15 protein-coding genes are annotated in these 20,662 nt (G+C 40.9%); 9 read left to right on the top strand and 6 right to left on the bottom strand.

Annotated elements, in window-relative coordinates; translation table 11 throughout:
- The first annotated feature begins 9 nt into the window (after positions 1-9).
- The 8 genes from AC5JMF_RS03335 (at position 10) to AC5JMF_RS03300 (ending at position 9,179) form a co-directional block, all read left to right on the top strand.
- Positions 10-381, top strand: a complete 372-nt coding sequence (locus AC5JMF_RS03335; protein WP_495794301.1) for a hypothetical protein — start codon at positions 10-12, stop codon at positions 379-381.
- Entirely contained in the window at positions 335-3,082 is a 2,748-nt protein-coding gene (locus tag AC5JMF_RS03330; protein WP_495794300.1) for a putative type IV secretion/conjugal transfer ATPase, read from the top strand. The genes AC5JMF_RS03335 and AC5JMF_RS03330 overlap by 47 nt, the downstream gene beginning before the upstream one ends.
- A gap of 75 nt (positions 3,083-3,157) precedes the next feature.
- On the top strand, positions 3,158-3,961 hold the full coding sequence (locus AC5JMF_RS03325; RefSeq protein WP_495794299.1) for a hypothetical protein: 804 nt from the start codon (positions 3,158-3,160) through the stop codon (positions 3,959-3,961).
- A gap of 139 nt (positions 3,962-4,100) precedes the next feature.
- Complete coding sequence (locus tag AC5JMF_RS03320; protein WP_495794298.1) at positions 4,101-5,147, top strand: hypothetical protein; 1,047 nt, start codon at positions 4,101-4,103, stop codon at positions 5,145-5,147.
- Positions 5,148-5,170: 23 nt separating this feature from the next.
- The gene (locus AC5JMF_RS03315; protein WP_495794297.1) at positions 5,171-5,992 is read left to right on the top strand and encodes a hypothetical protein; all 822 of its coding nucleotides are present in this window, start codon (positions 5,171-5,173) and stop codon (positions 5,990-5,992) included.
- Between the two features lie 4 nt (positions 5,993-5,996).
- Complete coding sequence (locus AC5JMF_RS03310) at positions 5,997-6,677, top strand: hypothetical protein (protein ID WP_495794296.1); 681 nt, start codon at positions 5,997-5,999, stop codon at positions 6,675-6,677.
- Between the two features lie 20 nt (positions 6,678-6,697).
- The gene (locus AC5JMF_RS03305) at positions 6,698-8,239 is read left to right on the top strand and encodes a TrbI/VirB10 family protein (protein ID WP_495794295.1); all 1,542 of its coding nucleotides are present in this window, start codon (positions 6,698-6,700) and stop codon (positions 8,237-8,239) included.
- A gap of 364 nt (positions 8,240-8,603) precedes the next feature.
- The gene (locus AC5JMF_RS03300) at positions 8,604-9,179 is read left to right on the top strand and encodes a hypothetical protein (RefSeq protein ID WP_495794294.1); all 576 of its coding nucleotides are present in this window, start codon (positions 8,604-8,606) and stop codon (positions 9,177-9,179) included.
- Between the two features lie 80 nt (positions 9,180-9,259).
- On the opposite strand, the gene AC5JMF_RS03295 is transcribed toward AC5JMF_RS03300, so the two are convergent.
- The 6 genes from AC5JMF_RS03295 to AC5JMF_RS03270 all read right to left on the bottom strand — a co-directional run bounded on the left by AC5JMF_RS03295 (position 9,260) and on the right by AC5JMF_RS03270 (position 19,493).
- A complete protein-coding gene (locus AC5JMF_RS03295; RefSeq protein ID WP_495794293.1) occupies positions 9,260-12,034 on the bottom strand; it encodes a GAF domain-containing protein in 2,775 nt (924 codons plus the stop codon).
- A gap of 431 nt (positions 12,035-12,465) precedes the next feature.
- Complete coding sequence (locus tag AC5JMF_RS03290; protein WP_495794292.1) at positions 12,466-13,656, bottom strand: TRC40/GET3/ArsA family transport-energizing ATPase; 1,191 nt, start codon at positions 13,654-13,656, stop codon at positions 12,466-12,468.
- A 383-nt stretch (positions 13,657-14,039) separates the two neighbouring features.
- Positions 14,040-14,663, bottom strand: coding sequence for a chorismate--pyruvate lyase family protein (locus AC5JMF_RS03285; protein WP_495794291.1), 624 nt, complete (start codon positions 14,661-14,663; stop codon positions 14,040-14,042).
- Positions 14,664-14,674: 11 nt separating this feature from the next.
- Positions 14,675-16,504 carry a threonine--tRNA ligase gene (thrS, locus tag AC5JMF_RS03280; protein ID WP_495794290.1) on the bottom strand — a complete coding sequence of 610 codons (1,830 nt, stop codon included), beginning with the start codon at positions 16,502-16,504 and terminating at the stop codon, positions 14,675-14,677.
- 623 nt (positions 16,505-17,127) lie between these two features.
- Positions 17,128-18,492 carry a tRNA (N6-isopentenyl adenosine(37)-C2)-methylthiotransferase MiaB gene (gene miaB, locus AC5JMF_RS03275; RefSeq protein WP_495794289.1) on the bottom strand — a complete coding sequence of 455 codons (1,365 nt, stop codon included), beginning with the start codon at positions 18,490-18,492 and terminating at the stop codon, positions 17,128-17,130.
- A 236-nt stretch (positions 18,493-18,728) separates the two neighbouring features.
- The gene (locus AC5JMF_RS03270; RefSeq protein WP_495794288.1) at positions 18,729-19,493 is read right to left on the bottom strand and encodes a hypothetical protein; all 765 of its coding nucleotides are present in this window, start codon (positions 19,491-19,493) and stop codon (positions 18,729-18,731) included.
- Positions 19,494-19,771: 278 nt separating this feature from the next.
- Between AC5JMF_RS03270 and AC5JMF_RS03265 the strand changes: the two genes are divergently transcribed.
- The gene (locus AC5JMF_RS03265; protein WP_495794287.1) at positions 19,772-20,602 is read left to right on the top strand and encodes a YwqG family protein; all 831 of its coding nucleotides are present in this window, start codon (positions 19,772-19,774) and stop codon (positions 20,600-20,602) included.
- Positions 20,603-20,662: the final 60 nt, after the last annotated feature.

The raw sequence follows: 20,662 nt of genomic DNA, 5'->3' as shown, positions 1-20,662 counted from the left end.
ATAGTAGAAATGTCTCAAGAGCGCGAACAAGAATTTCGTCCAGTTAACCAAATTTTGGGAAGCCAACCTTCATTAGGGCCAATCCCTGCTGATCAAGTCCTTCCTTGGACGGTAATTTGTCTAACTTCTTACTTTATCATCAATGGAATTTTTGGTGGTCTTTTCCAAGATGAATTTCAAAAGTGGTTGTGGACTATATTAATTGCTGGTTGGGGAATGGGGACTTGGTGGATATTAACAGGTGGTAGGAGTTGGAGTTTTTTAAGCAAATTTATTGGTGTTCCCGCCTGGACAAGAGGCTTTGCTCGTTATCGTAGTTTGCTCGAAATTAGCCATGAAGCAAAAAATCGGAAAACAAAGCGTCAACGTCGCCGGAAATGAAACTAGATTAACACCATTTGAAGATGCTTTACATTTGGCGACAATGTTACGCGTCTGTTTGAATGGACGTGATATTGGCGCGTACCTTTTAACCAAAGGAACCCAAAAAGATAGGTTTTGCTTTGTTTTTGGTTTTGAATGTAAAGGTATTCACACCACCTTACGCCCAGAACAAATCGATACTATCTTCAATAATTTGGAAGCTGGCTTAAAAGATATCCCCAGTGGTGAAAGAATGACCTTGCACTTGGGATCATTTAGTTCAGATAGACATCGACAACAAGAACTAACATCGTTATTAAAAAAAACACCATCAAGAGACATCAAATATTTGTTGATGGCAGAACGGGCGCGAGTCAAAGAAATGACTGCATCTGGAATTCGCAAGCCTAAATTTCTCCGCATTTATGCAACCTACACTTTTGAAATCAATACAACAAATGCCGATGATTGGGTAGAAAAGCTTTTAGCTAAAGCTGAATTGTGGTGGTTAAAATTCAAAGGCGATCTTTCAGAAGTAGAAAACCAGCGCGTCGAAGCGATAATTACCAACGCATATCAACAAGGCTTTTCGCGTTGGGAACAACTTTTATCTAACAAAATGGGTTTGGATGTCAAACCCTTAACCGCAGAAGAACTCTGGGAAAACATCTGGAATAGATTTAACGATACACAACCAATAGAAATTCCCCAGCTAATTACTTTAGATGAATACGGACTCCACGAACAAGCTTATTCCGACTTATCCAGTACTAAATTATTGGTAGAAAACATCCACAGTACAACCTTATTAATGGAGTCTAGCATACCTTGTGCAGACCGTCGTTGGGTGAATGTAAATAATCGCTATATTGGGGCATTGACATTTTTAGAAAAACCCGGTGGTTGGCCAAATAAATCATCTCAATTGCGGTATTTATGGGAACTCTTAGCAAGAGAAACAGTAGTAGATACAGAAATATTTTGTGAATTGACAGCGGCTAATCCAGCATTAGTAAAAACGACACTACAACGAGTGCTGAAACAGTCAAACATGACAACAATCATGGCTCAAGAAAAGAGTAAAACTATTGATGTCAACGCTCAATTAAAGTTAAGAAAATCAGTAGCGGCACAAGAGCAACTATATGAAGGTGCAGTACCAATTTACACAGGGATAGCGATATTAGTACATCGTCCCAACGTCGAGAAATTAGATGAGGCAACAAGATATATTGAAAACTGTTTTCAACGTCCAGCACGAGTAATTAGAGAAACAGAATACGCCTGGAAGATTTGGTTACAAACTCTCCCCATAGTTTGGGAGGGTTTATTAGCAAAACCCTTCAACCGTCGTCAACTATATTTAACCAGTGAAGTACCAGGGTTAATGCCTTTAGTGATGACTAAAGCAGGTGATAAACAAGGCTTTGAGTTAATCGCTGAAGAAGGGGGAACACCAATACATATAGATTTGTTTAACCAACACAAAAACTTAGCATTGTTCGCCACAACTCGTGCAGGTAAATCGGTATTGGTATCAGGAATTTTAACTCAAGCCTTAGCTTATGACATACCCGTAGTCGCGTTGGACTTTCCCAAGCCCGATGGTACGTCTACATTTACCGACTATACAGAGTTTATGGAGCGGAACGGGGCATATTTTGATATATCCAAACAATCGAATAACCTATTTGAGCAGCCAGATTTGAGTTCGCTTAACCCAGAACAACAACGCGATCGCACCCTAGATTATATCGCCTTTTTAGAATCAGCCCTGTTGACAATGGTTCTCGGCTCATCTACAGAAAGCCAGTTATTAGCGCAAACAGTGCGATCGCTTCTTAATTTAGCATTAGAAGCCTTCTTTGCAGACGAGGGTATCAAAGAACGGTATCGCCTAGCAATGGCTGGAGGGTTTGGGACTCCAGCTTGGCAAAAAACCCCCACCTTAAAAGACTTCCTTTACTTCTGTTCACCAGAACACTTACAGTTAAATTCCTTGAGTGGGAGAGTCGAAGACGCCCTTAGCCAAATTCAACTACGTCTGCGGTTTTGGCTTTCCAGCCGCGTTGGACAAGCCATTTCAGCACCATCTAGCTTTCCCACCGATGCCCAACTTTTAGTTTTCGCTTTAAGAAACCTCTCCGACAGCGAAGATGCAGCCGTACTATCCTTAAGCGCTTATTCAGCAGCCTTAAGACGTGCCTTGAGTAGTCCAGCCTCGATATTCTTTATTGATGAAGCACCGATTTTATTTGAATTTGAGCAAATCTCCGATTTAGTTGGCAGAATCTGCGCTAACGGTGCTAAAGCAGGTATTAGAGTCATATTATCAGCCCAAGACCCCGACACCATCGCTAGATCCAAAGCCGCATCAAAGATTTTACAAAACTTGACAACACGTTTGATAGGACGTATTCAACCGGTTGCAGTCGATAGTTTTGCAGACATCTTAAAATATCCCCGCAAAATTATTTCTCGTAATGCTTCTGAAAGCTTCTTTCCTCGTAAAGAAGGTGTTTATAGTCAATGGTTATTGGATGATAACGGCATATATACATTTTGTCGTTACTATCCAGGTTATGAACAACTAGCAGCAGTTGCTAACAACCCCAATGAACAAAGCGCACGTCAACAAGCAATGCAAAATTACACTGATAAATATGAGGCAATTTCGGCGTTTGCGCGTCAGCTAGTAGCTTCGCTGCGTAGTAGTTGACTTTTTTTGTCGGGCTACGCCCCGCTTCTCTAACATGCATAGGCGCAAAGAAGACCAAAAATATCATATAAATATATGCGAAAAACAACTGTTTTGACTCTAGCTTTAATATCTCTGGCAGCCTTGCCAGTAGTGGCGCAATTTAGTGATACGTCGCAAGTTGGTGAAGTTTGGGTTGATTTTCAATCATATTCTCTAGACTTTCAAAATTACTTGAGAAATAATGCTAGGGATACATTAAAAAATGTCGAACCGCAAACTCAAAGTGCAATCAGCGGTGCTTCTGGAGAGTTGAATATACCTGATCCTATCGCGGCTGGACAGAGAGTTCGTAGCGATATATTTATCAATAGCATATCAGATAGGTTTGAGAATAATTCAGTAGTGCGAGCCAATTTAGTTAATAACGAAATCAACCGTTTAATCACCCGTGGGGCTGTGGTAGGTGCTTTGGGTGACGCTGGACAAATTCGGACAAAAGCGAAGTTAAGAAACACAGAAATAGCATTGAGAAATATTGCCGGATTTGCGGAAGAAGCTGAAGAAAAAAGTCAAGAATTGCTTGATAAACTGCCTATTATTGATTACGCTAAGCTTGCTGCTGATCCCGGCACTGCGCTTTTATCACAATTACTCAACACCAATCAAGCACAAATTCTTAAAATTCAACAAGAACAAGCAAAAATTGTGGGAGAAACACTTGCTCAAACAATACAAAATAATCAATCTATCCAATACTCTAACTTAAACTTAGCCAACATTTCCCAACAAGTAGAAGAATCAAATCGCGCCCGCAGAGTAGACGCATCCACAGAAGCTGCAAGACTATTACGAGCTACTTCTCAAGTAGAATTATTTGGGAAAACTAACGAAAATTAAGGATTTTTTACCTCACGCAGAGGCGCGGAGGCGCGGAGGAAGAGAGAAAGAAGAGAAACTTTGTTATAAAAACTCAAAACTCCTTTCTGCGTCTGGGGCGTCTCTGCGTGAAATTTCACCTAATTTTAATATAAACAAAATGCATCTCCTGACACCAATCCTCGCCCAAACAGACATAGACGAAGTACTCGGTAGTGGTGCAATAACTGCTCGCAGTATTGCCGAAAGTTGGGACAATCAATGGCTAGATTTATTACAAAATAATACTACTAATAATTTATATGGAGCGCTCACAAGTTTGGGTGTATTTTTTGCCGTCGGAACCCTGTTGTTTTTTATGCTACAATGGCTCAAAGATTTGATATATAACGATTATGGTCGTCCAATATCAGCTTTAATTTGGCCTTTTATTGTAGTCATTCTGTTAAATAATACCGGGAGTGGTAGTATATTATCTAACTTGACATTGGGAGTACGAAACTTGATCAATACTGTCAACCAGCAAGTAGTATCAACGGCAAATGCAGAACAAGTTTATCAGCAAGCACTAAATATGAGTGTTGCCGAAGAAGTCGCTGGTTCTCTGCTGCGTCCTTGTCAGTCTCTTACCGGTGAACAGCAAACTCAATGTTTTGTCAAAGCTAACGATAAACTCACCATTCTTTGGCAAGAATACCGCAATTTATATGGCAATAAAGCCTGGATAGATAGGTTAGAAAGTAAAGTAAATTACATTGCATACGGCACAGGCCCTGTGTCAGAAGCCTCATTTAATGCCTTGTTAGGTTCTACTATCCAAACAGGGATTAAAAACTTTCTAGTTTCCTTGCAATATGCTTTCCAGAATTTGATAGAAGCCACCATGTTGTTGATAGCAGCTTTAGGGCCCTTGGCTGTGGGTGGTTCTTTACTACCTGTTGCTGGTAAGCCAATTTTCGCCTGGTTGACTGGGTTTTTATCTATTGGCATTTCTAAATTTTCATTTAATATTATTGCAGTCTTGACAGCCGCTGTGATTGTCAATGGCCCAGGACAAGATGTGAATGTTGATCCTGATTTGATGTGGTTTATGATTTTTTTAGGAGTTTTAGCACCAGTTTTATCTTTACTTGTGGCTGCGGCTGGAGGATTTGCAGTTTTTAATGCTATTAGTAATACGAGTGAATTGGTGAAGGAGAGGATATAAGTTTTCGCACAGGAGATGAGTAAATGGTACGTCTATTAGAAAAAAGGAAACGAACAGCAAGTGTTTTGACACTATTTGCGATCGCAACTTTCAGTTTACATATACTAGTCTTACTTATATTTATCTTCCAAGGTGTGAGAATTCGCCAACTCAGCCTGAGAAAACCTCCCAACTTTGTGCAAATGCTAGATGGCAAATCCCTAGCAGCCACTAATGATTTGGCCAGAGAACCCGAAGCCATTCGGCAATTCGTTAGTAAGACGATGACATCAATGTTTAATTGGTCGGGAACTCTCCCAGCCAGAACTATTGAAGAAGTTTCCAACCCCAAACCAGATTTAGGCATTTTAATTAGAACATCTCAAGGTGGTAGCCAAAGAGTTAGTACTAGCAGTTGGCTGGCGAGTTTTGCTTTATCGGAAGATTTTCGTAAAGGTTTTTTAGGTCAAATCGCCGAAATCACACCACCAGAAGTTTTTTCTAGCAACCCCAGCCAAGCTATGTCATTGCAGTTAAATATTAAGCGGGTTTATCCCCCTCAAGAAATTACACCGGGTAAATGGCGAGTGGGTATGGTAGCTGACCTCATACAAAAAAAACGAGCCGAAAATAGAACAGTCATCACCCCTTTTAATAAAGATTTACTTGTGCGTGCAATCGATTATTTTGCGAACCCACAAACGAGTAATACAGATATTCAAAAAGCAATTTACAGCATTCGCACCGATAAGCTAGAAATATACGAAATTCGGAATTTGTGCTTGATAGACGAATATAATAACGCCAATCCAGATAATTCTAAACAATGCGGGAGTAGAAAAAATTCAGATAACTTTTTAAGATAACACAATGCAAATACTAAAAACAGAAAATAAGAAAAATAACTCCCTCCCATTATTAGCTGTAGCCACATTCGGCTTAAATTTATTCACATTACTGTTACTAGTATTCAACAATTATTTAATCCAGCAGTTAGGTCAGCAACTCACGCCTCAAAGCCTAGTCCAACTTGCTGATGGTCGTGCTATTACAGTAGACCCTAAACAAAATTTAGAACGAGAACCAGAAACAATTCGCCGTTTTGTTGGTGGCGCTATGAGCCTAATGCTAACTTGGTCAGAACAACAACCACCAAAAACTGTCTGGGCAATTAGTTCAGAATTAATAGCTGATAAAGTGCAGCAAAAGTTTCAGTCAGAAATTACTAATTTAAATCCAGATAGCCAATTTGAAAATGTCACCAGAGGAAACGAGAGTGTATTAGTCATCCAAAAAATTTCTCAGCCTGTAAAAATCAACGATGGTCAATGGAGAGTGGAGATACTTGCCAATCAATTAACCTTTAGTACTGCTGATAAATTGGGAAAATCCGCTAAATTTAATAAACAAATTGTAGTCCAAGCTATAAATGAACCAGCTACATCATTACCAAATACAGCTCTTTCGTTACAATCAGTAGCTTATCGCCTCGGCGAGTCTAGACTAGAAATTTACAATATATGTGACATTAAAGATAAAAACTGTTCTTAAAATTATTGCCAGGTAATATCATGACACAATATTCAATTACAGGGGATTCTGCCCAACGTCTGTTTACTCTTACCGACGATCGCCAAAAGGAGTTAGACTCTTCTGATTGGGAATCACGCATGGCCAGATTAGTCGGCTTTGAAGAAGAACTCACCTCCTTTGATAACCAACCATCAGAAGATGCCGATATCCCAGAGTACACAATCTCTCAACCCCCAGAAGCTAAAACTCAGCAACCCCTCTCAGCTAACCCCTTCGCGAAGCTAGGTTTAGTAGGGGCCGGTACCCTAGCTATAGTTTTGGTGGCTGGCGTATTTTTATCTCAATTGATGAGTGGCACTAATCAGAAGCCAAAAACCAGTATAGTTGTTCCCCAAGTGCGATCGCAACCAACAGAATCTCGCACCCAACAGCTAGAAACCGAAGTAGAAACCCTCAAAACAAAATTAGCCCTCAGCGAACAAGCAGAAGTAGTCAAAGCCGCACAACAAAAACTCAGAACCGCAAAATCACCCACCGTAGCCTCACGAATAGAATCACCAGTTGCATCTAGAAGCAGAGTCAGAACAGAAATACAAAGAACGCCAGCACCCACACAAACAGTTCGGATAGTGACAGTACCAGCCCCACAACGGCCTGTTGCATCCATACCTGCATCACCTCCACCAGTTGCCAGCCCCACCCCAGTAACTCCACCACCCAAACCAGACCCACTTGATGAATGGTCAAAGCTAGCCAAGTTGGGTAGTTATGGTCAAGTCAATGTCACCGAAAAACCTAATGTCGTCGCCACTAACCCTGCACCACCAAATAACATCCAACCACCCCCACAGTCACAAAATCCCGTACAACCACCCCAACCCCAACCTCCTGTAGTCAGCCAAGTACAACAGCAAAACCCGAAATCTGTACCAGTAGGAAGTAGTGTCAAAGCTGTTTTAGCGACCGCCGTCTTTGGAGAAACTACAAGGCTAAGAAGTAGTAATAATAGCGAGCAAGATGAAACCAAAAACGTATTTGTGGTGCGTTTAAAAGAACCTTTAAAATCTACAAATGGTGAAGTTGCTTTACCTGCAAATACCGAATTTTTAACTGAAATTCGTTCGATTTCTGAGCAGGGATTATTACAGTTAGATGTGGTCAAATTAGTTATACAAGATAAAGGCAATATCACAGAAAAGAGCTTACCACAAAACGCGATCACTATTCGCGCACCTCAAGGTAGACCTCTAATAGCAAACCAATTTTCTAACAAAGGAGGATCTATTACTGGCATGGATGTGGGGCTATTTGCTTTGGGTGCTGTTGGTAAAGTAGGAGAGATATTAAATCGTAATGATTCCCAAGTGACCACAGTTGGTAACAGTACAACCATTACCAGCGGCAACACCAGACGTAACATTTTGGCCGGACTATTAGAAGGTGGTATGAACACCGTAGTTCCTCAAATTGCCCAACGAAACCAACAAGCTATTTCCCAAATGATGCAACGTACTAACATTTGGTTTTTAGCAGCAGGTAAAAATGTAGAAATATATGTCAATCAATCAATGCAGTTTTGAGTTATTGGGAATTCGTAATTCGTAATGACGCTCGAGGACTCGCTACCGCTGCGCTAACGTAATTCGTAATTATTAGACTTCTTGCAAAAGTCCTAATTACAGTTTATTTCTTTGCGCGGCAGTTGCTACAACGGGGGAAACCCCCGCGACGCAATGTCTCCCCAACGCGCTGCCTTGCTTTCTCGTAGAGAAGCGGGGCGTAGCCCGGCAAAAAAGATTTATGCAAGAGGTTTATTGATTATTCCTCATCTCCCGGTCACTGAGCGAAGTCGTACCCCTCTGGGGAAGCAAGCTAGCAAGAGCGTCTCCGACAAAAGAAGTCGAAGTGCATCTTCTTTATCCCTTTCATCTCCTATTTGCAGCCATGAAAAATAACCATAACTTATTAGGAAATACTCCAAAGAAAACCTATTTTATACCGATCGCTTCCGTAATTTTTTCGGCTGCTGTATTATTTTTTGTTGGTCGTGCTGTAGCTAATAATGCCGTTCTCCGTTCTATGTTTTCTTGCAACGCGCAAGGTTTGGGAGGAGTCGTACCTACTCTCAAAGTTTGGTATCAGCAAGGGACGAACCTTAGTTTTATTCAGGCTGGAGAGATTATCAAAAAAGTTTGGTTAAATGACCCATCACAGGTAACTATAGATTTTGATGGCCCTGTATGTATGCAGTTTGGACAAGACCGGAATACTAACGCCGGAGATTGTAAAAACTCTGCCGCGAATGTCATTCAACTTAGACGTATTCCCAAACTAAAAATTCCTGGGCTTCCCCCCACTAATAATACTCTTTTAACAGTTGTAACTGATAAGCAAGGTCAAACTAAGTTATATACTTTTCGAGTTTTATATGCAAATGATAGTCCCGATTATCACACTTTAGCAATTTATCCTGATCCCCCTTCTGCTAAGCAACCATCTTGTGTAAGAGAACCGCAGTGAAAATTCAAAATTCAAAATGGACTAACACAGCTAAAATAGTGCAATAAAAAGGTTTTTAGTTGTGTCGTTCCACTACATTTTTAATCAGAAATTAGCTCAGAACGATGAATGATTTGGTGAATAGGGATTTCAATCCAAAATTCTGTACCTAACCCTGGCTGCGAATCACATTTAAAAATACCACCATGTTTATCAACCACAATTTGATAACTTATTGACAAACCCAAACCAGTACCTTTACCAACCGGCTTAGTAGTAAAAAATGGATCACAAATTCGTGTCTTCAAGTCTTCTGGTATTCCTAAACCATTGTCTGCAATGCGAATCACTACGCTTTTGGTGTTGTCTTTTAGCTTTCCAATAGTAGTACAGATAATAATTTGACCATTGCGCGGTTCTAATTTAGACTCTCTATAATCTTCTACAGCATCGATCGCATTACTCAAAACATTCATAAATACCTGATTTAGCTGTCCAGCATAGCACGCTATTAATGGGAGATCGCCGTATTCTTTAACTAACTCAATAGCAGGACTTTCAGGTTTGGCTTTGAATCGATGTTGCAAAATCAGTAAAGTGCTATCAATGCCTTCATGAATATTAACTGGTTTCATTTCGGCTTGGTCAAGGCGAGAGAAATTCCGTAAACCCAAAACAATCTGACGGATGCGATCAACTCCAATTTTCATGGACGATAGAGTTTTAGGCAAATCCTCAATCGCAAATTCTAAATCTATCTCTTGTGCAAGTTCACGAATTTCGCAGCTGGGATTGGGGCAATCTTGCTGATAGAGTTTTAAGATATCGAGTAAATCTTGTGCGTATTCACTAACATGGTTGATGTTGCCGTAGATAAAGTTTACCGGGTTGTTAATTTCGTGAGCTACACCAGCTACCAACTGACCTAGTGAAGACATTTTCTCGGTTTGGATAAGTTGGGTTTGAGTTTGTTGTAAATTATACAGAGCTTGAGTTAACTTTTCTGTTTGATCCTTGGTTTGGTTGAGGAATTGGGCTTGTTGGAGTGCAACCCCAAGCTGATTGGCGATTTGGGCGATGAACCTAACTTCTGAGGTTTCCCAGTGGCGGGGAGCAGAGTTTTGGTAAGCTGCTAGTAAGCCCCAAAGTTGTTGTCCAATCAATATTGGTGCTATTGTATATGCCTTGGTCTGAATTTGCTCTAAAGCTGCCAGATGACAGTCAGAATGATTAGCCTGGTAAATGTCATCAACTGCAAAGGTTTGATTGTAGCGATACCGCCCACCTTGAGTTTCGCGTAAATAAGTATCATCCCAAACGGTTTTCTTCTGGGAACAGATTAATTTATCCCAGCCTTCACCAACAAATTCAGCAATAAACTCCCCACTCCAATCTGCGCTGAACCGATAAACTGCAACTCGATCTGCTTGTAGTGATTGACATACTTCTTGCGTAGTCGTTTGAAAAATCTCATCTAGATTTAAAGATTCCCGAATCTTGGCAACTACTTCAAATAATATCCGTTGTTGTTCTGCTACTTGTTGTAGTTCAACTGTACGTTTTTGAACTTGTTTTTCTAAATTTTCGTTGAAGGTTTGTACTTGTTGATATAGCTCATGCTGCTGAATTGCCGACGCAAAAATTTGACTAAGTTCTCTAGCTAATTCAATGTCTTCCTCTGTCCATTGTCGGGCTTGAGCCTGCTTAGATTCTCGCCAAGTCTCAAAGGAGAGATGGGGGTATACTTGCCTTTGATCGAGGTCAAATTTACCCGCCCATAAGATTTCTGTGTCTATTTCGTTTCGGAAAATACTTAAATAACCCAGCAATTGTTGACGATACACAAGTGGGATCATTAACACGCTGCGAATTTTTGTTGTTTGTATAGCAGCTTGTAAGCTTCGCAATTCTGGAGTTTGATAGATGTCTGTAATTGCCCAAACATCATAGTTACTGGACTTGTAGTATTTTTGCCAGATGTTATACTGCTCGATTAGTGGGTATATGTTTTGTTCTGGCAGCACGGGCTGTTGTCCACAAGTATAAACTTTGACATACTCACCTCCAGATATCAGGCATTCTGTCAAGCCTTTAATGCTGCCATTTGAAAAACTCAAAGCTTCGTTTCTCATGCAAAGCCTGCCACCAACACCATCAAAGTCAGCAACAACTGCTTCTAAAGCAGGCTGTATTGCGATCGTTGGTAGTGAATGTAGTAGAGTGGCAACACGGTTAATGATAGTTTGCCGTTGGGCTTTGGCACGGGCTTGAGTCAGGAGGGTACTTTGAGCGATCGCGACTGATAACTGATCAACTACCATCTGCATCGCTTTGAGTTCATATTCTGAAATCTGGCGTGACTCTGAGTGATGAGATACCAACAGCCCCCAAAGTGTATCTTGATAAATGATCGGTGCTACTACAGAAGATTTCACTCCCATTGCCGTTAAGTATTTAACATGGCAAGGATCTACAGTGCGATAGTGAATCTCTTCTGATAAAGTGTCGCCATTTTCTAAATCGTGTAAGTAACTTTGACCAATCTCTTGAGTTTCAACATTCACTACCGAACGTACCCGCGATTTGATGAGCAGTTCACGAGCATCAGCTGGGATGTCACCAGCCGGAAAATTTAGCCCTAATAACGATGGTAAGCGATTTTCATGGATCGACTCAGCAATCACCTGACCACTGCGATCGGCATGAAATTTGTAAATCATCACTCGGTCTGTTTTTAGTAATAAACGTACTTCTGCTGTTGTAACTGTGATAATTTCTTCTAACTCTAAGCTGCGGCGAATCCGATTTGTAATGCGGTGCAGTATACTTTCTTCATGAATATCCACTTGTAAATCTTGTTTAGTGTTTAATGTCATTGTTTTCGACTAAATATTAATATTGGTAACTAGACACAATTAAATATAAAAACATTCTTAATTTTATTAATCAACTTGTCGTCAGTAAAACTACTAGCAAATTACTGCGAGTGATTCTATTTACTAATAATTCATAAAAAGCATAATTAAAATAGTAAATTTTATTTATAAAAATAAATATTTTATTTATAGAGAATACAAGATTTTTTATTATCTTCGTAGTAACGCACCTACCCAAGAATGGCACTTTTAACCAAAAATTGCTGTCTAGATTCCCGACTTCTTTAAGAAGTTGGGGATCTAATCACCCTATGCAACTCTTAAATAAAAAATACAGATGCAATATTTTTTGCATCTGTACTAGATCCTTATAGACAATAGCCCATATATCTCTTCCCTAGCCTCTAGACCCTAGTCCCTAGTCCCTATTTTCAAGACACTTTTGCATTATCGGCAAAACGAATTTTTAAATAATCTTCTTCCATTCTTGCTCCTGCCGGTTGTAGTGCTGCTAAAGCTTGAGGTAATACTAAGTTACGTCTGTGATTGCCAATTGTAATGTTTAATTCATCTCCGGTTTTACTCAGATGAACCTGCTCTTTAGGAATACCAGGTAAGTAAAGTTCTAAACTGTATTGATTTTGCTCTTGTACGACTTTAATAGTCGTTTCTTTGTAATAAACTTGAGTTGGATCTTCATCTTTATAGAGCGTTTCTTTCAGCCTTTCTAATGCTGGTAAACCACACATCTCCTCAGAAAAAAGCGGAACTTCTTTGACTGGAAGAGGGTGGAAATTATCGTGAATCTCTTGGCGATATTGCTGTTGATTTTCTTTCCAACGTTGGAAAAACGGGTCTTCTACTTCGCGGGGAATGATGCGATTGGCTACTACTAAATCTGTTGCCACATTATACAAACTTAGATAAGCATGAGCGCGAAGCGACTCTTTAATCACCATCTTTTCTGGATTAGTAATCAAGCGCACCGAGGTTTGAGTATTGTCGGTTAATACTTTTTCCAATGCTTCAATTTGCTCATAAAACTCATAAGGTGCATCCATCACTTCTTTGTCTGGTAGTGAAAAACCAGCGATGGGTTTAAAAATAGGTTCAACCAAAGGTCTTAAAGCCACCGAGATATTTTGAAACGGTTTGTAAAAACGGCGCATATACCAACCGCTGACTTCTGGCAAACTCAGCAAGCGTAGTGCTGTCCCAGTAGGAGCTGAGTCAATAATTAAGACATCAAACTCACCTTCATCATAGTGGCGTTTCATCCTTACCAAACCAAAAATCTCATCCATGCCTGGTAAGATGGCCAATTCTTCTGCCTGTACTCCGTCTAAACCCCTTGCTTGTAAAACTTGAGTGATATAACGTTTCACAGAACCCCAGTTGGCCTCTAGTTCTAGCAATGCATCTAGTTCTGCACCCCATAAATTTGGGCGAATCTCGCGAGGCGCATGTCCTAGTTCTAGGTCAAAACTGTCCGCTAAAGAATGGGCAGGGTCTGTACTCAAAACTAGTGTACGATAGCCTAGTTCCGCACAGCGAAGTCCAGTTGCAGCAGCAACGGAGGTCTTGCCTACGCCGCCTTTGCCTGTCATCAAAATTACACGCATAATGACCAAATAATAGTACTCTTAGCTTTTTGTTCTCTAAGATGCTTGTTTAATGCTCAAAATAACTATTTCAGTATTTTAGAGCTATTTTGAACATTAATTTATACATTTCGATATTTAGTCGTCATGCTTAACTAATGCTCATTCTTTATTATCCCTTACACCAACCGATAAAGGACTGGGGAACTCGGGGCCCCCGCTCCCGGAGGAAGTGGGAATTTGTTATCGAAACAATCGGGTTTAAAACCGGACTTCGTCCCGCTACGCTAACGCCTTTGAAGACGAAAAGTTTTTGTAATGGGATATAAATCCCCGTTACAAAAACGGCCTCCTGCCTCCTGCCTTCGTTATGGGGATACTTTCTAAAAAAATTACCTCAATTATTAAAATTTCTTCAGAAAGTAACTTTCTGGAAATTTTTCAGTAATCATGATGATTGGTTGTTTGTTAGAAAAAACTCGATAAGTTCGAGAAAGAATTTTATCTTCTCTTGCTATATTAAAAAAATCAGCTAAATCTTCAGCTGTTTCTATGGCTGTATCGATGATTTCTTTAAACGTTTCAAGTTTATGTTCTAACCAGAGCCTACCCATTGGTTCTTGCGATTCAATTAGTCTAAGCTTTAATCTGGGTTCTAGCCTTTCAGGTACAATTATGGATTCGGCATAAATAAAATTATTCAGGCTAATCTTGCCTTGCAATAAAATTTTCCTCTCAATCACTTGAGTGTCAATATTCAAGTCTAAAGCCGGAAGATTTTTTGTGGTTCTGATTAATTCTTCTGATAATTTAACTAACTGAATTTTTTCTAACAGATAGGCTTCTAATATTTCTGTTAATGTTCCATCCGTTGTTAGTAAAATTCTTTGAAAAGGACTTAATTTAAGTGGATCAATACGCTTGGTTGTCAATATTTTATGCATCTGTATACCTGAGATAGCAAGCTCTATAAGCTTTTTTATCTTAGTGTTTTTGTATGTATCTTTTGTAGAATGGGTGAGGCCCATTCTACTTTTTGCTAGAAGTTCTCGAATTTAGCGATCGCTTGTTGCATTTTCCCCAACACTTCATCCACAGGTATAATTCCTAACTCTCCAGAGGCACGAGTCCGAATACTCAAAGCGTTATTTTCAACTTCTTTGGCTCCTATTACTGCCATTACGGGTATTTTATCTTTCTCAGCATTGCGAATCAATTTACCCAAGCGATCGCCACTAATATCCACTTCTGTTCTGATACTCAAGGCTCTCATTTTCGCTGCCACAGCTTGAGTAAAATCTAACTGTGCCTCACCCACTGGTAGTAATCTAGCTTGCACTGGCGCTAACCATAAAGGAAAGTCCCCAGCATATTCTTCAATTAATATCCCAATTAACCGCTCCAGTGAACCAAAAGGCGCACGGTGAATCATTACCGGACGTTTGCGAGAACCATCTTCTGCAACATATTCCAGTTCAAAACGTTCTGGCAAGTTGTAATCTACTTGAACAGTTCCCAGTTGCCACTCGCGTTCTAAGGCATCGCTGAAAATAAAGTCGAGTTTGGGGCCGTAAAACGCCGCTTCGCCAATTCCTTCAAAGTGTTCCATCCCCAACTGTTCCACTGCACGACGAATTGCACCTTGAGCTTTTTCCCAAGCTTCATCAGAACCAATGTACTTATCGCTAGCCGGATCACGGAAACTCAGTCTAGCTTTAAAGTTCTTTAATTGCAGTTTATTAAACACTGACAAAATCAAATCCACAACGTTGAGGAATTCGCCGTCTAGTTGTTCTGGAGTGACGAATAAATGTGAATCATCCACGGTGAAACCGCGCACTCTCGTTAAACCACCTAACTCTCCTGATTGTTCATAGCGGTAAACAGTTCCGAATTCGGCGAACCGGATCGGTAATTCTCGGTAGGAACGTAACTCACTCTTATATATTTGAATGTGGAAAGGACAATTCATCGGCTTGAGGACAAAGCCCTGTTCCTGTGCGGCGGCTTGTTCATCTTCCGCCATTAAGGGGAACATATCTTCTTTATATTTCTGCCAGTGTCCAGAGGTTTTAAATAAATCTACTCTGGCAATGTGAGGAGTAACAACAGGCAAATAACCACGTTTTAGTTGTTCTTGCTTGAGGAAATCTTCTAGGATAGTCCGCAACAGAGTACCTTTTGGTGTCCACAAAGGTAAACCTGGCCCTACTTGGTCAGAAAATATAAATAACCCAAGTTCTTTACCTAGTTTACGGTGGTCTCGCCGCAGGGCTTCTTCTTTACGCCGCTTATATTCAGCGAGTTGTTCTGGACTTTCCCAAGCGGTGGCGTAAATGCGTTGTAGTTGTGCTTTGGTTTCGTCTCCACGCCAATAAGCACCTGCGACGCTTTCGAGGGCGATCGCTTTGGGATTTAATTCGCTAGTATTTTCTACATGGGGCCCGGCGCACAAATCCCACCATTCATTCCCCAGGTGGTAAATTGTGATTGGCTCCTCTTTGATATCTGCCAGGATTTCTAGTTTGTACGGTTCCTTAATTGCCTGAATGCGGCGTTCAGCTTCTTCACGGCTAACTTCTTCGCGCATCACTGGCAGTTTGCGATTGATAATCTTTACCATCTCTTTGTGGATGGCTTTTAAATCGTTTTCGCTGAATGGTTCTGGATTGTCAAAGTCATAGTAAAAGCCATTTTCAATCCAGGGGCCGATTGTCACTTGCGCCTTGGGAAACAGCTTTTGTACTGCCATTGCCATCACATGGGAAGCGGTGTGGCGAATCTTTTTTAAATTTTCTGATTCGCTGGTACGCGGTAAGTACATTTTTTCGGGTTGTTTTGGCTGATTGGGGTCTGGATTGGGCGACATCGGCTGCTGAATAATTAGCGAAGTGATTGCAAATAAAAGTTATTCGTTGGAGTTATGAAAAATCAACCCAAATATAACATGGAGTGATTTATCAGCTAAAACGGGGTAATACATAACAGCATATCGCAGGTAAATGAGGCATAGATTTTAAGAAAAAAGTCATTTAAAATTCCTCGCCCCTTTGTGGACGAGGAATTTGGTAATTGGCCTATTACCCATTACCTCCATCGGCGGGGAGGAAAGCCGCTTTCGATAAAAAGGGATTTTTAACCAGTTCCGTGGGTTTAAGTCCCCCGGTTCTATAATCGGCAAGTTTCGTGTTGGGGTCTTACAAAGTCAGAGCGGAGGAAACCCCCTGGTGACTTTGCGCTAAATCCCCATTACAAAACTTAATTACGTTAGCGTAGCGTAAAGCCTGCGGCATAGCTTCGCTTAGAGCGAGTCCTCGATAGCGTTAGCGTTAGCGAAGCGGTAGCGAGTCCTCGAGCGTCAGCGTTAGCGAGGTACGAGCGTCGCGTCATTACGAATTACGAATTACGAATTATTTAACCCTATTCCCTGCGGTATGATCATCCTGTTGGCGATCGCCTTTAGTTTCGCCAAACTCAACACTGAGAAACTTTCTACACTGGTATTGCTTGGGACACTTGAATTGGTTCACCAGTCAAGCTAAAAGCACGGACTTCAGTAATTTTTATTTTCACCAATTGCCCTTTTAGCTGATTAATATCGCCTGTAAAGAATGTTAGACGATTACCAGCGGTTCGTCCCATGACTTGAGTTTTATCTTTAGAGTTTTGGTCTTCTACTAGCACCTCTTCGATGCGTCCAAAATAACGCTGCGATCGCTCGGCTGCTTTGATGCCCACTAAATGATTTAATCTTTGGAGGCGATCGCTTTTAATTTCTTCACTCAATTGATTTGGCCACAAAGCTGCTGGTGTTCCTGGACGTGGTGAGTATGCGGCTGTGTTTAACTGATCAAAGCCAATATCTTCTACAAGTTTCAAAGTATTCTCAAATTGTGCTTCTGTCTCTGTTGGAAAACCAACAATCGCATCAGCACTAATTGATGCATCTGGCATATACTGCCGAATTGTATCGATAATCCGACGATACTTCTGATGAGTGTAACCCCGTGCCATAGCTTTTAATACTTCGTTATCTCCCGATTGGAAAGGAATATGGAAGTGTTCGCACACCTTGGGTAATTCGGCGCAAGCCTGAATTAGCCTTTCAGTAAAATAACGGGGATGGCTAGTAGCAAATCTAATCCGTTCTATTCCTGGCACGTCATGTACATAATAAAGTAGATCTGTGAAATTATACAGATGTCTACCTTCAGAGGTGACACCGGGCAAATCTCTACCGTAAGCGTCAATATTTTGACCCAGAAGTGTAATTTCTTTATAACCTTGCCGTCCTAGTTCTTCGATTTCGGCGCGGATAGCTGCTGGTGTGCGGGATTGTTCTACACCACGCACATTGGGAACGACACAATAAGTACAGCGTTCATTGCAGCCATAAATCACGTTTACCCAAGCTGTGACTTTGCTGTCGCGTCGCGGTTGGGTGATGTCTTCGATAATGTGGACTGGCTCTGTGGCTACAACTTGGCTACCTGCAAAAACTGACTCTAGCAAATCTTTCAGACGGTTGGCGTGTTGTGGCCCCATCACCAAATCTAATTCTGGCACTCGCCGCAACAGTGCTTCACCTTCCTGTTGAGCGACACAACCAGCAACAATCAATGTCAAATCTGGCTGCTCGTGTTTGCGTTTGGCTTGTCTGCCAAGGTAGGAATAGACCTTTTGCTCGGCATTATCCCGAATTGTACAGGTGTTGTAAAGAATCACATCTGCATGATTTGGGTCTTCTGACCACTCAAAGCCCATGTCTTCTAAAACGCCTGCCATGCGCTCTGAGTCAGCTTTATTCATCTGGCAACCGAAAGTAGTTATGTGATAGCGGCGTTGAGAAATTGTCATGGGCAAATATGCTTAATCAGGATTACGTAATGTAAGGTTTATTTTTATTGTATTGTATTGAAAGTAGCGAGTAATATTGTGTTCGGTTAAAAACTGATAATTAAGACAGCAAGAGAGCAGGAAGCAGGAGGAGAGAGATTTTCTTGGTTTTTGCACAGATGCGGGGATTACAACTAATTAAGCGGACGTAATATAACCTTTCTATGGTTGGCTCCAACGTAATGTTAGACCGCTAGCTACTCAATTTTAGTTCTGTATTTTAACGGTACACGCACACATCTTGGATCGAGAAAATCAATCAGGTCGATCAATCTACTATGAATCAAAACCAGGCGCTCCCCGCCAATTTTCGACTCCTTGATGATTGTATCAAGATCCTCTTTTAGTTTTATAAACCAACGAGCAAAATCTGGATCGCTCATTTTCTGAACAAATGCAGCATAACCAATACACTCATAACCCAGCATTTGATCCAAGGAGCGAGGCTTCATCATAATTTCTCCAATCGCTCGCTGTTCTCCGTTAAACAGTTGAAATGTCGGGTCAATATTACCTTTGCCATTGAATCGGTTTGTACCAAAAGCTTTGGTAATGTTCACGAATAGTTCACTCAGGTGACGATTTAATTCTAGATCACCCAAATCTAAAAATTGAATTTCTCGTCGGAGAATCTCGACCCACCCAAAATATTCTGCAAAAACATACAAAGTATTGTTAATCAAATAATCTTGTTCGGATAAACTTCGTTGATCAAAATTTTGCAGAACGCGGTTTTGGCGAATGTTGAATAAGCGACTTTGGAGATCTATCGCCGAGCGTAGCAATGGATCTCGATATTTTGACATTAAGGCAGATGTTTGTGCTTCACGTGACTCAGCTTCGCGTTTCTTAGCAAGACGATCAGACAATTGCGTTATCCGCATCTGCCCATAAATACTGACGATGGCACTCATAACTGCAACGATCGCTGCAATAATTGCGGTAAAAACTTCAGGCTTCATTGTAACTGCGCTGCGTAAGTAAAAAGCTAGTCATACCGCAAATTTTACTACATTGCCCCACCGAGAGATAATGAAAGCCAGGTGAAGACACTACCAGAAAGTATCAATGAAAGGGAACTTTGAACGCTTAACAATGAAGCTTTTAAGTGTGTTTGTCTAATAACCTTTGAAACAAACTGTCAGATGCCCGCAACAGAAGGTAAAAGCTCCTTGCTTGCCTTCTCCATCCTATTGCGAAATCAAAATAATAGATTAGAGCAAGAATAAGTGAGTGAATTGTGAATTTTGAGCAACTAACAACGCTGATTGATCAACATGGCTTATCAAAGCATCAAGACGCAATTTTGGCAAGTGTACGTCCTGCTATTTCTTTGAGTCTTGGGGAAGCTGAGCCAGGACAGAATGGGCAAAGTCGTATCGGGGGAGTTCCCGATTTACCTTTGTCTATTCTCTGGCCTAAAGACCCTTTGATGAATAGATATCTCTGTTTTATTTTGCAAATTAACCTTGCTCAGTTGCCCACTTTCCCGGCAAATCCTTTTCCGCAGCAGGGAATGCTGTATTTGTTTGCTGATGAAAATGAAAATTACGCTGAACAATTAGTGTTTTACGATGGCAGCGAACCCTTACAACCTGCATATTTACCTGAAGATGCTCAGTTTATTACAAATTGGTACGAAAATTTAGTAACTCACCGTTTAAAGTTAGACCTTTTACCTGATATCCCGCGTTGGGCAACAAATGATTTTTATGAACTCTGCGATCGCCTCAAGTTAGACAATGAACTTAAGTTAAATGATTTGGGTAGAACTCTCTCCCAAAACAGTATAGGTAAATTGCTCGGTCATGTTTCGGGTATTGGACACGACCCACGAGAGGATGCTTATCTAGTCAAAGAAGTAAACCCTAAATGGCTTTATAATTACGAACAACGCCGCACTTTAGATATGACTCGCGCTCAAAGTTGGCACAACTTGCTGGAAGTTGAGTCAAGTACATCTGTTGACCTGATGTTTGGTGATGCTGGCTATCTGCAAATACTGATTCATCGCGAAGACTTAAAGCAACATGATTTTTCCAAAGTTTACGTGAATTTGGAATCAAGTTAGTGAGAGGGGAATGGGGACTGGGGACTGGGGACTGGGGACTGGGGACTGGGGACTGGGGAC

The sequence above is a fragment of the Desmonostoc vinosum genome (genome assembly GCF_059505385.1).
This window is presented reverse-complemented; position numbering and strand designations above follow the sequence as displayed.

Coding starts and splice junctions, on each gene's coding strand:
- AC5JMF_RS03330 (WP_495794300.1), top strand. CDS start 335: ATGAAGCAAAAAATCGGAAAACAAAGCGTCAACGTCGCCGGAAATGAA.
- AC5JMF_RS03295 (WP_495794293.1), bottom strand. CDS start 12,034: ATGACATTAAACACTAAACAAGATTTACAAGTGGATATTCATGAAGAA.
- AC5JMF_RS03325 (WP_495794299.1), top strand. CDS start 3,158: ATGCGAAAAACAACTGTTTTGACTCTAGCTTTAATATCTCTGGCAGCC.
- AC5JMF_RS03335 (WP_495794301.1), top strand. CDS start 10: ATGTCTCAAGAGCGCGAACAAGAATTTCGTCCAGTTAACCAAATTTTG.
- AC5JMF_RS03320 (WP_495794298.1), top strand. CDS start 4,101: ATGCATCTCCTGACACCAATCCTCGCCCAAACAGACATAGACGAAGTA.
- AC5JMF_RS03310 (WP_495794296.1), top strand. CDS start 5,997: ATGCAAATACTAAAAACAGAAAATAAGAAAAATAACTCCCTCCCATTA.
- AC5JMF_RS03300 (WP_495794294.1), top strand. CDS start 8,604: ATGAAAAATAACCATAACTTATTAGGAAATACTCCAAAGAAAACCTAT.
- miaB (WP_495794289.1), bottom strand. CDS start 18,492: ATGACAATTTCTCAACGCCGCTATCACATAACTACTTTCGGTTGCCAG.
- AC5JMF_RS03270 (WP_495794288.1), bottom strand. CDS start 19,493: ATGAAGCCTGAAGTTTTTACCGCAATTATTGCAGCGATCGTTGCAGTT.
- thrS (WP_495794290.1), bottom strand. CDS start 16,504: ATGTCGCCCAATCCAGACCCCAATCAGCCAAAACAACCCGAAAAAATG.
- AC5JMF_RS03315 (WP_495794297.1), top strand. CDS start 5,171: ATGGTACGTCTATTAGAAAAAAGGAAACGAACAGCAAGTGTTTTGACA.
- AC5JMF_RS03285 (WP_495794291.1), bottom strand. CDS start 14,663: ATGGGCCTCACCCATTCTACAAAAGATACATACAAAAACACTAAGATA.
- AC5JMF_RS03305 (WP_495794295.1), top strand. CDS start 6,698: ATGACACAATATTCAATTACAGGGGATTCTGCCCAACGTCTGTTTACT.
- AC5JMF_RS03290 (WP_495794292.1), bottom strand. CDS start 13,656: ATGCGTGTAATTTTGATGACAGGCAAAGGCGGCGTAGGCAAGACCTCC.